The 13,151-nt window shown below is 64.8% G+C and carries 12 protein-coding genes; 6 read left to right on the top strand and 6 right to left on the bottom strand.

Going from position 1 to position 13,151, the window contains the following annotated elements; translation table 11 throughout:
- Positions 1-2 precede the first annotated feature (2 nt).
- Positions 3-890 carry a Cof-type HAD-IIB family hydrolase gene (locus Y705_RS0102030; protein ID WP_026531644.1) on the bottom strand — a complete coding sequence of 296 codons (888 nt, stop codon included), beginning with the start codon at positions 888-890 and terminating at the stop codon, positions 3-5.
- A 143-nt stretch (positions 891-1,033) separates the two neighbouring features.
- On the opposite strand from Y705_RS0102030, the gene Y705_RS0102025 reads away from it, so the two are divergent.
- A complete protein-coding gene (locus Y705_RS0102025; protein WP_216698711.1) occupies positions 1,034-1,915 on the top strand; it encodes a ribokinase in 882 nt (293 codons plus the stop codon).
- 781 nt (positions 1,916-2,696) lie between these two features.
- Positions 2,697-4,097 carry a multicopper oxidase domain-containing protein gene (locus tag Y705_RS21660; protein ID WP_049822126.1) on the top strand — a complete coding sequence of 467 codons (1,401 nt, stop codon included), beginning with the start codon at positions 2,697-2,699 and terminating at the stop codon, positions 4,095-4,097.
- On the opposite strand, the gene Y705_RS22925 is transcribed toward Y705_RS21660, so the two are convergent.
- Entirely contained in the window at positions 4,075-4,548 is a 474-nt protein-coding gene (locus Y705_RS22925; RefSeq protein ID WP_162149023.1) for a hypothetical protein, read from the bottom strand. The two genes, Y705_RS21660 and Y705_RS22925, sit on opposite strands and share 23 nt — an antisense overlap.
- Here Y705_RS22925 and Y705_RS0102005 point away from each other — a divergent pair.
- From Y705_RS0102005 to Y705_RS0101995, 3 genes are all read left to right on the top strand, one after another.
- Positions 4,526-5,581 (top strand): multicopper oxidase domain-containing protein, encoded by a 1,056-nt coding sequence (locus tag Y705_RS0102005; protein ID WP_253908445.1) that lies wholly within the window; start codon positions 4,526-4,528, stop codon positions 5,579-5,581. The genes Y705_RS22925 and Y705_RS0102005 overlap by 23 nt on opposite strands.
- A gap of 88 nt (positions 5,582-5,669) precedes the next feature.
- Positions 5,670-5,969, top strand: coding sequence for a type II toxin-antitoxin system VapB family antitoxin (locus Y705_RS0102000; protein WP_026531640.1), 300 nt, complete (start codon positions 5,670-5,672; stop codon positions 5,967-5,969).
- A complete protein-coding gene (locus Y705_RS0101995) occupies positions 5,962-6,639 on the top strand; it encodes a LytR C-terminal domain-containing protein (protein WP_026531639.1) in 678 nt (225 codons plus the stop codon). Before Y705_RS0102000 ends, Y705_RS0101995 begins: the two co-directional genes overlap by 8 nt.
- Before the next feature lie 45 nt (positions 6,640-6,684).
- On the opposite strand, the gene Y705_RS0101990 is transcribed toward Y705_RS0101995, so the two are convergent.
- From Y705_RS0101990 to aceA, 3 genes are all read right to left on the bottom strand, one after another.
- Positions 6,685-7,383 carry a DsbA family oxidoreductase gene (locus Y705_RS0101990; protein ID WP_026531638.1) on the bottom strand — a complete coding sequence of 233 codons (699 nt, stop codon included), beginning with the start codon at positions 7,381-7,383 and terminating at the stop codon, positions 6,685-6,687.
- 104 nt (positions 7,384-7,487) lie between these two features.
- The gene (gene aceB / locus Y705_RS0101985) at positions 7,488-9,116 is read right to left on the bottom strand and encodes a malate synthase A (protein ID WP_026531637.1); all 1,629 of its coding nucleotides are present in this window, start codon (positions 9,114-9,116) and stop codon (positions 7,488-7,490) included.
- 38 nt (positions 9,117-9,154) lie between these two features.
- Positions 9,155-10,495 carry an isocitrate lyase gene (gene aceA, locus Y705_RS0101980; protein WP_049822125.1) on the bottom strand — a complete coding sequence of 447 codons (1,341 nt, stop codon included), beginning with the start codon at positions 10,493-10,495 and terminating at the stop codon, positions 9,155-9,157.
- Positions 10,496-10,621: 126 nt separating this feature from the next.
- Between aceA and Y705_RS0101975 the strand changes: the two genes are divergently transcribed.
- Positions 10,622-12,112: a helix-turn-helix domain-containing protein gene (locus tag Y705_RS0101975; RefSeq protein ID WP_026531635.1), complete on the top strand. Its 1,491-nt coding sequence runs from the start codon at positions 10,622-10,624 to the stop codon at positions 12,110-12,112.
- Between the two features lie 120 nt (positions 12,113-12,232).
- Here Y705_RS0101975 and Y705_RS16670 read toward each other — a convergent pair.
- On the bottom strand, positions 12,233-13,151 hold a 919-nt coding region (locus Y705_RS16670), incomplete at its 5' end, for an acyltransferase family protein (protein ID WP_343212705.1).

The raw sequence follows: 13,151 nt of genomic DNA, 5'->3' as shown, positions 1-13,151 counted from the left end.
GCTTATGGAACTGTGCGTTCCCCTGCGGCGTCCGGGATCGAAGCCACGCAGCGTGCCAGGAAAGCCGCACCCGCCGCTTCGTTGGTCAGGCCGTGTTCCGTAAGCACCGGGTAGGGAGTTGGAGGAATGCCGTCGGCCGGCCGGACGTCCACATGCGCGACGTCGTAGCCGTGCTCGTTGAGGTAGTCAGCCATCGCATAGTCAGTGCGTGAATCGCCCACGGTCCGCCACTGCACGGGAATCTCCGTGAGCGGCGCAAGCAGCTTCAGTGCGCGTTCAGCGCCAAGGTCCTTGCCGACCCGCACGGACTCGATGTCGGTCGAGATGATCGTCGGATCAATCCGGTACTCGATGTTGCCGCTGCTGTCCGGCTCCACTCGGGCAAGCCGGCTTGCCCCCATGTCATGGCTGTGCAGGATGTCGAACGCATCGGCGTCGAAGGAAGCCTGGCCCAGAAGGTAGTCCGCACTCGAAGCGTCGAGGGACTGCTCCACCGACACCATTGCGCGCTTGGTTTCGTCGAAGAACATCAGATGGGAATACTTCTCCTCCACGAGGTCGCGGATGTCGTCGCCGAAACTCAGCGGCAACGCCAGATCCAGATCCACGAGGACTTCGCCCGCGCCTTCTTCACCGAAACTGAACCAGGCTGCGCCCTTTTCGCAGATCGCGAAGAAGCGCACACCCTCGGGGATACCCGCGGCGAGCATTGGCGCCAGAACCTGTTCCCGGATGAACTCGTCCGACCTCCCGGTGTTGAAGACGACCGGCCATCCAGCAGCGGCAAGCGTGAGGAGATCCCGGATGATTGCCGGCGGAACCGTTCGGGTTACGGGGCTGGCGATGGGACCATCGACGTCGAGAAGGAGGCCGAGGCGCGAAGAAGGCATTCCCCATTATGTTCCGGGACAGCTGCTCAGCAGTCATCGACGCTCGCGAGGACCTGGAGGCGGTTCAGCGTCGGCCCTTGCAGGCAAGCGGAATGGATCGGCCGAATGGAATACTTCCCCCATGAGCTCAGGGCACCGGAATCGTGGTCGTGGGATCGATCAATGCCGATCTCGTAGTGAAGCTCCAGAGGCACCCCGAACCGGGTGAGACGGTTCTGGGACGGTCGATGGTCGTCCTGCCCGGCGGCAAGGGTGCAAATCAGGCTGTGGCAGCCGCGCGATGTGGAGCACGCGTAACCATGATCGGTGCCGTGGGCCAGGATTCCCATGCTGACATCGCCCTGTCCAACCTGGTGTCGGTCAAGGCAGATATCGACGCCGTGCGTCGAGTGGACGTCAGCACAGGCATGGCCGTCGTGGAGGTGTCCGACGGCGGCGAGAACACCATCGTGGTGCTGCCTGGTGCCCATGCGGCGGTAACAGCAGAGGTGGTCCGCGCGTCCGCCGACCTCGTCGCCGCAGCTCCCTTGCTGGTTCTCCAGGGTGAGATTCCGGTCGACGCGACAGCCGAGGCAGTACGCGCAAAGCGAGGCGGGCGCGTACTGCTCAACCTGGTTCCCGTCGTCGAACTGGACCGGGACATTCTCCTTCGCGCGGACCCGCTTGTTGTCAACCAGACCGAAGGACTGCTGGTGTTGGGGCAGATGGGGGTCTATTCATCGGTTGTCATGATCGACGGCCGAGTGGATTACCGCCTGGTTGTCGAGTCACTCATCGATTGCGGGTTCACTTCAGTGGTCCTGACCATCGGGGCAAGTGGTGCACTCGTCTTCGGCAGGGGCGAGGTGGCGCACTTACAAGCGCCGGCGGTTCCCGTAGTCGACACGACGGGCGCCGGTGATGCTTTCGGGGGCTGCCTCGCGGCAGGCCTGGCGGCCGGCGCGCCCATGCTCGAGGCAACCAGCGCTGCTGTGAGCGCGGGTGCCAATGCCATCCGATTCCCAGGAGCACAACGATGCCGGTAAGGGCGAAAGCGCCTTGGACCGCGAGCCCATGGTTAACCCAAGGTCGGCCGTGAATCATCTACTGCATCAGATTCCATATTGATCCAGAAAGGTGGGCCATCGCATGGGGGACACAGTTCAGACAACTGCACACCGACATCGCAGCCCAATTCAGCAGAGCGGCGACATATCCCTCACTCGACGGGTATTCGGAGCCCTTACCGGTGCAGCGATAGCACTGACAGCCGGGGGCACCATTGCTGCAGGCATGGCCTCCGGCGGATCGATGTTCGGCAGCAGCGGCGTAAGAACCTCCTTCGGAACAGTCCAGATAACGTCAGCCGAAAGGCAGTCCAGGCTCCAGGCCACGCCCGACGGAAGCGGACGTGCCGGCCCGACAACAGGCTCGTCCCACGCCACCCATGGTGGTGCGAGCAGCCGACGCCTACAGCAACCCGCAAACAACACCTGGGGCAGCCACCTCCTGATCGAGCTCACGGCGCACAATGACACGCCGGCTCCGATACTCCTTCCACCCGGACAACTTCGTTTGAAGGTGGGGACAGACGGGCCCACCATCACCAACAGGGGATCCAGCGGTGTTCCTGCACAACTCGGTGCAGGTGAGACGGCGCGGATGTCGATCAGCTTCCTGGTTCCCTCCGACGCATTCCATTTCTCAGCCGAGTTCATCGACCCCTGGGACCATTCGGCGCCACTTGACCTGCGCCTGCCCCGGATCGACGCCCGGCCAGGCTGGCTGGAGGCTAATCATGGGTGAAATCACGCCGAGGGAGACATCGTGACCACGCAAGCAGGCAATCCCGGTAGCCACGAACTGAAGAGGGCGAACCTCCTCAAATACGGGGCAGCAGCAGGGCTCGGCCTTGCCGTGCTGTCGCCGGCACGACCCGCCATACCAGCGCAGCCCCGAGTCGCGCAGGTTCGGGCTCCGAAAGCTGTATCCGCCGTTCCGGGCGTACTCGACCTGTACATCAACGAGGGCTACCTCAAGATGGTCGATGATTCCTTGGTGTATCACCGGGGCTTCGGGAACAGCCCGACGGACCTGAAGGATGCGAACCCGAACCTTGCCCTGTCCCCGGTGGTGTTCACCGCTGACGGAACGGTGGTCGAAAGCCGCAGCTACCCGTTCGGCGCACAATTGCCGCCGGCCGGGGTTCCCCAGCCCTATAGCGCCGACCCCGCGAATCCCGGCCAGTACTACATCTGGCGGAACTACTGGGCCAGCTACTTTCCCAAGCGCACCATCATCGCCGAGGTCGGCAGCACCCTGCGCTTTCGAATCCATAACCGGCTCGCCAAGGAGCACAGCTTCACGATCCATGGTGCCGGCGCGGGAGGATCGGACGTCGGATCCGGGGCCATCGCGCCGTCGTCGACCGTCGAATTCGAACTGCCCTGCCCGCCGCCCGGGTCCTACATCTTCAGCGATCCTTCCAACGCACCGGTGGAACGCGTCCTGGGCCTGTTCGGTGCGCTCGTGGTGATCCACCCTAACCACCAGTGGGACGTGGCCCCGGGGTTTGCCGCCTTCGAACGCCAGTGGATCTGGCTCTGCCACGATATCGATCCTGTCTGGGCAGAAATGGAGGCGACGGGCAAGACCGTCAATCCACAGCAGACCAAGGCGGTCCCCCGCTATTTCACCCTTAACGGCCGCAGCGGCTACGAATCGCTGGCGATTACCAAGGATGCCGCGCTGAATCTCGCGAGCGAGGAGGAGACGCTCATCGCCGGTTTTCCCCGACAGGTCGATGTCCGCCAGTTCGGCGAGGGGACCACGATGGGCACGCTGCGTGGCGGACAACTTGTCCGCCTGATCAACCCGGGGATCGTTCAGCATCAGATGCACTTCCACGGCAACCACATCTGGTTGGTGAGGTGGAACAACCTGCAACTCTCGAGGGAGGACGGCTTCGTCGACTCGGATGGGCACGTTGTGATGCAGCAGTGGGAGGACGTAGTGGAGCTCCCGCCCATGCACACGAAGGACTGCATCATTCCAATGAAGCGGCCACCGGACGCAGTTGACCAGGTGTGGAAGGCCAGGACAACCGACTGGGTCTACCCGATGCACTGCCACGCCGAACCGTCCCAGACCGCCGCCGGGGGAATGTACCCCGGTGGGCTGGTGGCTCACTGGACTTTGAAAGCACCTAGAAGCGGAGCGCCATCATGAGCATCATCAATCCGCCGGCCAGCCGCCGCGACACTGAGAAGGCACGCCGGGAGGCGCTGGAAAGGGAACGCCGGGAGGCTCGGAGGACGGCGACGCCGAAGAAGACTGCCACGCCGAAGCCCACGCGGACACCGACGCCGTCGCCGACCAAGACGCAAACACCGACTCCGTCGCCGACCAAGACGCCGACGCAGTCAGCAACGCCGTCGCCGACCAAGACGCCGACGCAGTCCGCAACGCCGACGCCGACGCCGACGCAGTCCGCCACGCCGACGCAGTCCGCAACGCCAACGCCGACGCAGTCAGCAACGCCGTCGCCGACCAAGACGCCGACGCCGTCGCAGTCAGCAACGCCGACTACTCCGGCACCTCCCCCCGCGCATGGCGGCCACACGTTCGAGAGCCAGGTCGACTTCAGTTCAGCAGAGGTGGACGAGGACAACCCCGTCACCGAGTTCCTCCAGACGGCCCAGACATCGTACGAAATCGGGGTCTTCGGCCGTGAGATGAGATTCGACGACGGAGCGACGTTCGAAATCTGGAGCTTCGAAACCGAGGAGTCGGAAAGGGGTTTTCCCGGTCCGAACCTCCGGGTCAAGGAGGGGGACATCTTCCATGCAACGGTTGAACCCAGCATGGGCCCGCACACCATGCACTGGCATGGAATGGAACCGGATCCCCGGAACGATGGCGTAGGGCACACCTCGTTCGAGATCGGCGGAACCTACACCTACCAGTGGCAGCCTGAACCCGGCCGTCCCGGAGACCCGAACTACGGCGCGGCAGGGACGTATTTCTACCACTGCCACGTCAATACGGTGCTCCACGCACAGATGGGCATGCTCGGGCCGTTGATCGTCGACCCGGTCGAACATCCGGACCACCCGGTCACTCCCGGAGCGCGGCGCGCATTCGTCGACGGTCCCGAATACGACATCGAGACCGAGGCGTTCCTCATGACCTATTCCGTGGATCCACGGTGGCATGAAATGGGACACGCGGAGGGGTTGTCCGGCGAGGATGTGGGGCTCAACCGCTTCGAGCCGAAGCACTTCTACATGATCGGGGGCGAGCTCGCCAGCCGTCGCTACGGAGACGAGGTGGTCTGGGGAATGACGTCCCTGCGGGCGAATGTCAGGGGTGGCCTCAAGAAACCGACGTTGCTGAGGGTGCTCAACGGCAACTACATGCCCACGTATATCGAGTTCACCGATGAGGCGGGCAATGACCTGAGAATGGCGGAAGTCATCTCCCACGACGGGCGGCCCTACCGCGACACCTCCCACCCCAACGAACCGGCGCCTCCGTGCGGAGCGGCAGGCTATCCGCTGACCACGGACTGTCTGTCCTTCGGAGCCGCAGAGCGGTACGACCTCATGCTCGACCCCCCTGCGCCCGGCCGCTACCTGCTGAAAGCGCGGTGGCTCGACTGGATCACCAGTGAAGTCCTGGCCGAAAGGATCGTGCCCATCATCGCAAGTTGATGCAGCCCTTCGCGCGTGATCCGACCCGAAATCACGCGTGGGAGGGATCCGCTTTCCATTGCGCGACTGTTTTCCCTAGGCTGTATCAGTGATCTTCAAAGCAGTGAGTGATGGCCGCCCCTATCCGGACCATGGACACGTGACTCCCAGGGACTGGGCAGAGGTACCTCCACGGCAGGTCCGGCTCGATGAGTTGGTGACCACAAAAACAACTCTCGACCTCGAGGCGCTCCTGGCAGAGGACTCCACCTTCTTCGGTGACCTCTTTCCGCACGTCGTGCAGTGGAACGGCACCCTGTACCTCGAGGATGGCCTGCATCGTGCGGTTCGCACCGCGCTCCACCAGCGGACCATCCTGCATGCGCGCGTGCTGGTCATCGATGCCTGAGCTTTCACCGCGCCATGAGCGGGCCAAGGCGAAGAAGGACCCTACCGAGTGGCACGGCCACCGGATCGTCACCGAGGCAGACCTGGGGGCAGTATTCACCGACGACATCGAAAGCACGCGTCGCCCCCACTCGAACCTGAAACCGATTCTTCACGGCTTGGTCCTCGTCGTGCTCATCGGTCTGTTGGTCGCCGCGGTGCTCGTTGCCCTGGCCATCCAGCGCGGGGAAGTCGACTTCGGCGCCGCCGAGCCCACGTCCGAACCGACGGCGCCGTCGTGCCCTGCCGGACCGTTCGATTATCAGGACCCCAGCGCCATCACGGTGAACGTCTACAACAGCACCACCATCAGCGGCCTTGCCGATACAGCTGCGACCCAGTTGCGCGAACGCGCCTTCGCGGTGGCTGACATCGGCAACCGCGATGTCAGCAGGACCGGCATGACGGCCATCATCGTGTCAGGGCCCGACGGCGCTGCGAACGCCTTCACCGTGCAGCGCACCGTTCCGGGATCGCTGTATCTCAACGACAACCGCGAGGACCGCACCGTCGACGTCGTTCTGGGTTCCGGATACAGCGGGATCGTGCCGCCTGAAGCCGTGGACATCACCCCCGCCGGGCTGACCTGCCTTCCCGAAGCGACCGCTGAAGCTGCTCCCGCAGGCGGCTGACGTCGAGCGGCAGCGGGCCCCGCAGCACGCAGCCCCCTGGGCTTTTCAGTTGCACCCGTCCGGGCCGCAGGCTTCAGCATCGGACGACGCCGCCACCATGGTGAGCGGATTCGTTTCCTTCCAGTAGCTCGCCAGGGCATCGGTGAACACCTCGGTGGGCTGTGCCCCTGAGATGCCGTACTTCCGGTCGATCACGAAGAACGGGACGCCGCTGACGCCGAGGCTGCGGGCTTCCTCGATGTCCTGCCGGACGTCGTCGGCAAATCGATCACTACCGATCGTGCTGCGGATCTCGTCTTCGGCGAGACCGATCGATGTGCCCAGCGAAACCAGGAAGTCGACGTCACTGGTGTCCTTGCCCTGCTCGAAGTGGGCCGACAGGACGGCCTCCTTGGCTTCGGCGCCGAGCCCGTGCGCCTTCGCGAGGTGCAGGAACCGGTGCGCGGTGAAGGAATTGCCGACGACGACGTCGTCGAACCGGAAATCCAGGCCCTCGCCCGCGGCCTGCGTGACGAGGTTGTCCCACATTCGGCGGACTTGCTCGGCGGGTATGCCCTTGCGCTCGGCCAGGTACTGCTGCTCGGTGCCCTCGTAGTGTTCGGGAAGGGAAGGATCCAGTTGGAAGCTCCGCCACGTCACGTTCACCTGGTCGCGGTGCGGAAATGCCGCGAGGGCCTTCTCGAACCGTCGCTTGCCGACGAAGCACCACGGGCATTTCACGTCAGAAAAAATCTCGATGTCCATACTGGGCGCAACATGCGGTGCGGGGGCTCCTATTCCCACTGATTAAGCACCTATGGCTGCTCTCCGAGGTGGAAGGCAGCCATAGGTGCTTAATCAGCGGGGGGTTAGGCCAGAGCGAACTCCCGGCTTTCCTGCAGGTAGCGGTCGTAGGCCGGCGTGGTCAGGAACGCCGGAAACTCCGCGCCGAGGGCTACCTCCTCGAAGATCTCCCGCGCGTCGTCGAACCGGTCGCCGTCGAAGCGCCAAAGGGCCGAGAATTCCTCGTCGAGGAGGGTTTCGACCCAATCCCGGGTGACGATCTCGCCGTCGTCCGTCACCGCGTTCGTGTAGATCCACTGCCAGATCTGCGAGCGGGAGATTTCCGCCGTCGCGGCGTCCTCCATGAGGTTGTTGATGGCGGCCGCTCCATTGCCCCGCAGCCAGGACTCAAGGTAGCGGAGCCCGACCTCGAGATTGCCGCGGATGCCCTGCTCGGTGATCGAACCGGGGGTTGCGGCGATGTTAAGGAGTGCCTTGTCATTCGGAACGACGTCGTCCCGCAGGCGGTCCAGCTGGTGGGGCCGGTCGCCCAGCCGGGCGTCGAAGACCTCACGGGTCACGGGTACGAGGTCCGGGTGGGCCACCCAGGACCCGTCGAAACCGTCGTCGGCTTCCCTCGTCTTGTCCGCACTCACTCCATTCAGCGCCAGAGCGTTCGCTTCCTCGTCCCGACGGTTCGGGATGTACGCCGCCATCCCGCCGATAGCATGCGCTCCACGGCGGTGGCAGGCCCTGATGAGCTGCTCGGTGTAGGACCGCAAAAAGGGCGCCGTCATGGTCACGGACTCCCGGTCCGGAAGGACGAAGCGCGGCCCACGCGTGCGGAAGTTCTTGATGACCGAGAAGATGTAGTCCCAGCGGCCGGCGTTCAGGCCCGACGAGTGGTTCCGCAGTTCGTAGAGGATCTCCTCCATCTCGAAAGCCGCGGGAATGGTTTCGATCAGAACGGTGGCGCGGATGGTTCCCTGCGGGATGCCGAGCAGCTGCTGCGCCAGGATGAAGATGTCGTTCCACAGCCGTGCCTCGAGATGGTTCTCGAGCTTTGGGAGGTAGAAGTAGGGGCCGCGTCCCTGCTCGATCAACAGCCGCGCGTTGTGGAAGAAGTAGAGCCCGAAATCCAGGAGCCCTCCGGCTACCGGCAGATCATGGATCAACACGTGCTTCTCGACCAGATGCCAGCCGCGGGGGCGCACCACGATGGTGGGACGCTCATCGGCATCGCCCGTGAGCTTGTACTCCTTTCCTTCGGGGGAAGTGAAGTCGATCCTGTCCCGGAGTGCGTCCTTCAGGTTCAGCTGGCCGTTGATGATATTGGACCACGACGGCGTCGAGGAATCCTCCAGATCGGCGAGCCAGACCTTCGCCCCGGAATTCAGCGCGTTGACCGTCGTCTTCCGGTCCACCGGTCCGGTGATCTCCACCCGGCGGTCCTCGAGCCCGGGTGCCGGCGGCGCCACGCGCCACGACGGATCCTCCCGCAGCCGGCGCGTCTCCGGCAGGAACCGGGGATCAGCACCGTCGGCGATTCGTTGGCACTGCTGCCGGCGGAACTGCAGGAGCTCCGTCCGCCGCGCAGAGGTGGCCTTATGGAGTTCCTTGACGAAATCCAGTGCCTCGCGCGTGAGGATTTCGCCCTGCCGCTTGACGCTCGGCGCGGTCAGGGTGATGCCGTTGAGGGTATAGGTGTCGTTCATGATGGCTCCTGCCGGATCTGTCTGTCCTGCGCGGGTGGTCAGTGGAACTGCTGGGTCTCGGTGGAACCGGCCAGGGCAAGGGTGCTTCCGGCGGGGTTCAGCGCGGTGGCCACCTGGTCGAAGTAGCCGGTTCCCACTTCGCGCTGATGCCTGGTTGCGGTGTACCCGCGGCCCTCGGCGGCGAATTCACGCTCCTGGAGGTCCACGTACGCGGTCATGCCGTCGCGAGCATAGCCGTGGGCGAGGTCGAACATCGAGTAGTTCAGCGCATGGAAGCCGGCGAGGGTGATGAACTGGAAGGTGAAGCCCATGGCGCCGAGTTCACGCTGGAACTTCGCGATCGTCGCGTCGTCGAGGTGCTTGCGCCAGTTGAACGACGGCGAGCAGTTGTAGGACAGCATCTGGTCGGGGAACTCGGACTTCACAGCCTCGGCGAACTTCTTCGCGAGCTCCAGGTCGGGAGTGCCCGTTTCCATCCAGATGAGATCGGAGTACGGCGCGTAGGCCTTGGCGCGGGCGATGCAGGGCTCGATGCCGTTCCGGACGTGATAGAAACCCTCGGGCGTGCGCTCGCCGGTGACGAAGGGCTGATCGCGCTCGTCGACGTCGGAGGTGATGAGCGTTGCTGCTTCGGCGTCGGTGCGTGCGATCACCACGGAGGGGGTACCGGCGACGTCGGCTGCGAGACGCGCGGCGTTGAGCGTTCGCACATGCTGCTGCGTGGGGATCAGCACTTTGCCGCCGAGGTGGCCGCACTTCTTCTCCGACGCGAGCTGGTCCTCCCAGTGGACGCCCGCGGCTCCCGCCTGGATCATGGACTTCATCAGTTCGTAGGCGTTGAGCGGACCGCCGAAACCGGCTTCGGCATCGGCGACGATGGGGACCATCCAGTCCTCGACACTCGAGATACCTTCGGCCCACTCGATCTGGTCGGCACGGAGCAGGGCGTTGTTGATCCGGCGCACCACCGTGGGGACGGAGTTCGCCGGGTACAGCGACTGGTCGGGGTAGGTGTGGCCCGAATTGTTGGCGTCAGCCGCGACCTGCCAGCCCGACAGGTAGATGGCGCGCAGGCCCGCCTTGACCTGCTGGACGGCCTGGTTCCCGGTGAGGGCGCCGAGGGCGTTGGTGTAGCCGCCGCTCCTCGCCTCGGTGGTCAGCTGCTCCCACAGCTTTTCCGCGCCGCGGCGTGCCAGGGTGTGCTCCTCCTGGACACTGCCGCGCAACCGCACGACGTCGGTGGCCGAGTAGTCACGCTGCACGCCTTCCCAGCGGGTATTGGCGGACCACTCGAGCTCGAGTTCCTGCGCGGCGGTGTCCAGGGCCTGCTGGCGGTCAGCGGATGAACTGTCGTGCGGCTGGGGTGATTCCTGCGTCATTGCAATCTCCTTCGGAATGGGTCAGGGCTTCCCCGACCGCTGTAAAGACAACAATTCGCTGTATTCCCGGCAATTCCTAGGCTGAACGCGTGGCAAGAAACGCAATTCTTCGCGTATCGTCAAGAAATGACGACTTCCCCGTGGTCCAGCGCCGATGCGGCGTCCCTTTCCGGTGCCGCCGGCGCTCCGGACACCCTCGACCTCCTCAGCTTGGGACGGCGCGTTCGGCACCTCCGCAAAGCCAGGGCCATGACGCTGGACGATCTCGGCCGAAAGGTGGGATCCGTCGGCTCGCAGCTGTCATTGATCGAGAACGGGAAGCGTGAGCCCAAATTGGGGATGCTGCAGAAACTCGCCGCCGCCCTCGGCGTCAGCATCGATGAACTGCTCGGGGCAGAGCCACCCACCCGCCGGGCAGCCCTGGAGATCGAACTCGAGCGGGCACAGCGTGGGCCGCTGTACGAGTCGCTCGGCCTGCCTCGTGTCCGTATCTCCGCGCGTCTGCCGATGGAGGCGCTCGAATCGCTCGTCGGCCTCCAGACCGAACTCGAGCGGCGCCTCAACGAACAGGTTGCAACGCCCGAGGAGGCACGGCGTGCCAACGCCGAACTGCGCGGCGTCATGCGGCGAAGGAACAACTACTTCCCGGAGATCGAAGCGGAGGCGCAGAAGCTGCTCGGTGCCGTCGGGTATTCGGCGGGGCCCATGTCGGAGCACCTGATCGCCGACCTCGCCAGGCACCTCGGCTTCTCGCTGCACCACGTGGGTGATCTGCCGCATTCGACGAGGTCGGTGACCGACCTCAAGAACTCCCGGATCTACCTCACGCAGTCGCAGCACGCCGACCATGATCCGCGGTCGGTGCTCCTGCAGGCGCTCGGCCACTACGTCCTTCAGCACCGGACGCCGGAGAACTATGGTGAATTCCTCCGGCAGCGCGTGGCCACCAATTATTTCGCTGCGGCCCTGCTGCTGCCCGAGAAGCCGGCAGTGGAGTACCTGCGGCGCGCGAAGGCGGCGAGGGAGATCGCCGTGGAAGACATCCGCGACACCTTCGCTGTGTCCTACGAGACGGCTGCGCACCGCTTCACCAACCTCGCGACGGAGCACCTGGAGATCCTCACGCACTTCCAGAAGACCCACAAGAGCGGCATCATCTACAAGGCCTATGAGAACGACGGCGTGACCTTCCCCCAGGATCACACGGGTGCGATCGAGGGCCAGCCCTCGTGCAGGAGGTGGACGTCGCGGGTCGTCTTCGACGTCCAGGATCGGTTCAGCGCGTACAACCAGTACACCGACACCCCCAGCGGAACCTATTGGTGCACCGCGAGGACCGAGCGGGGGCCGAGCGGCGAGTTCTCCCTCAGCGTCGGCGTGCCGTACTCCCAGGTGAAATGGTTCCGCGGGAGGGACACCGATATCCGGGAGAAGTCGTTCTGTCCGGACGAGTCGTGTTGCCGGCGCCCGCCGTCGTCGTTGGCGAAGGAATGGGCGGGCAACGCCTGGCCCAGCGCGCGGGCGCACTCGCACCTTCTCGCGGCCATGCCGCCGGGAGCGTTTCCCGGGGTGGACGAGACCGAGGTGTATTCGTTCCTCGCCGCGCACTCCGGGTAGGCGGCGCGCCGGGGTGTGAATCGCAGAGACCCTGGATCCGGTGAAGGGCCGGTGTTGCGGAACCGGCCGAAGGAACGGCTTGGAGTCAGGGCATCGACAGCGTGGACAATGCGCCTGTGGTCAGCCGGCACCAGTCTTCGCGGTCAGGGATCTGCGCCCACGCCTCCAGTGCGCCAACCCGGTGGGCAGCCACCGGCAGAGGGCCCAGTAGGCCACGCCGACGGGAAGGGATCCGATCACCGCAGCGACCTGGCCGAGCGGAAGCAGGAGGGGGTAGACGAGCCAGTGCGTGAGGTAGATGTACAGCGACGCGGCGGCGAGCCAGCCGGTCAAGCGGCGCAGGACGGAGGGCACGGGAAGTGCCGGTACCCAGGTGATCAGCAGGAGCCCGACGACGATGGTCGCTTCACGGATCGGGTGGTCGAAGAAGCCCGGCACGGTCAGCACGGCGATGACGGAGACCGTCCAACGCTGGGAATCGTTCCGAGCCCGGCCCACGGCCCAGCCGAGGGCGAAGAGCCAGAACACGGGGAGGGGCTTCGGCAGGCCGGGGTCGACTATGTCATAGCGGCTGAGCAGCGCAATAGCCACGAGGCCCAGGGCAAAGGCGAACGGCGCACGGCGCTCGAGGCGGTCCACCCAGGGAACGGCCAGCAGAGCGGTCACACCGACGAGGACATATACGAGCATCTCCACGAACCAGAAATGCCACTCGCTCGTCACCTCCTGCGGCCCCACCATGCCGTTCAGCAGGAAGATGTTGGCGATGCTGTAGTCGTCGGTGAGGAGATAGGCCACGGCGATGAAGGCAACCGACGGAACGATGATCCTCCCGAGGCTTCTCACCTGCCGCCGCAGCCGCGCAGGCCGCTCTCCGGAGAGTTGGAACCGCGCGAAGTTGAAGCCGGCGACGACGAACAGCAGGTGTGCGGTATGGAACGTGAACAGTTCGACGTGGGCAGCCACGATGCAGATGATCGCCACGGCCCGCAGGACGATCGACGGCTCGAGGAAAGATATGAGCCGCCGGCCCCGCGGG

The organism is Arthrobacter sp. H41 (assembly GCF_000520535.1).
Lineage (GTDB): Bacteria > Actinomycetota > Actinomycetes > Actinomycetales > Micrococcaceae > Arthrobacter_D.
The sequence above is the reverse complement of the archived record's forward strand: the minus strand, read 5'-3'. Positions and strand labels throughout refer to the sequence as shown.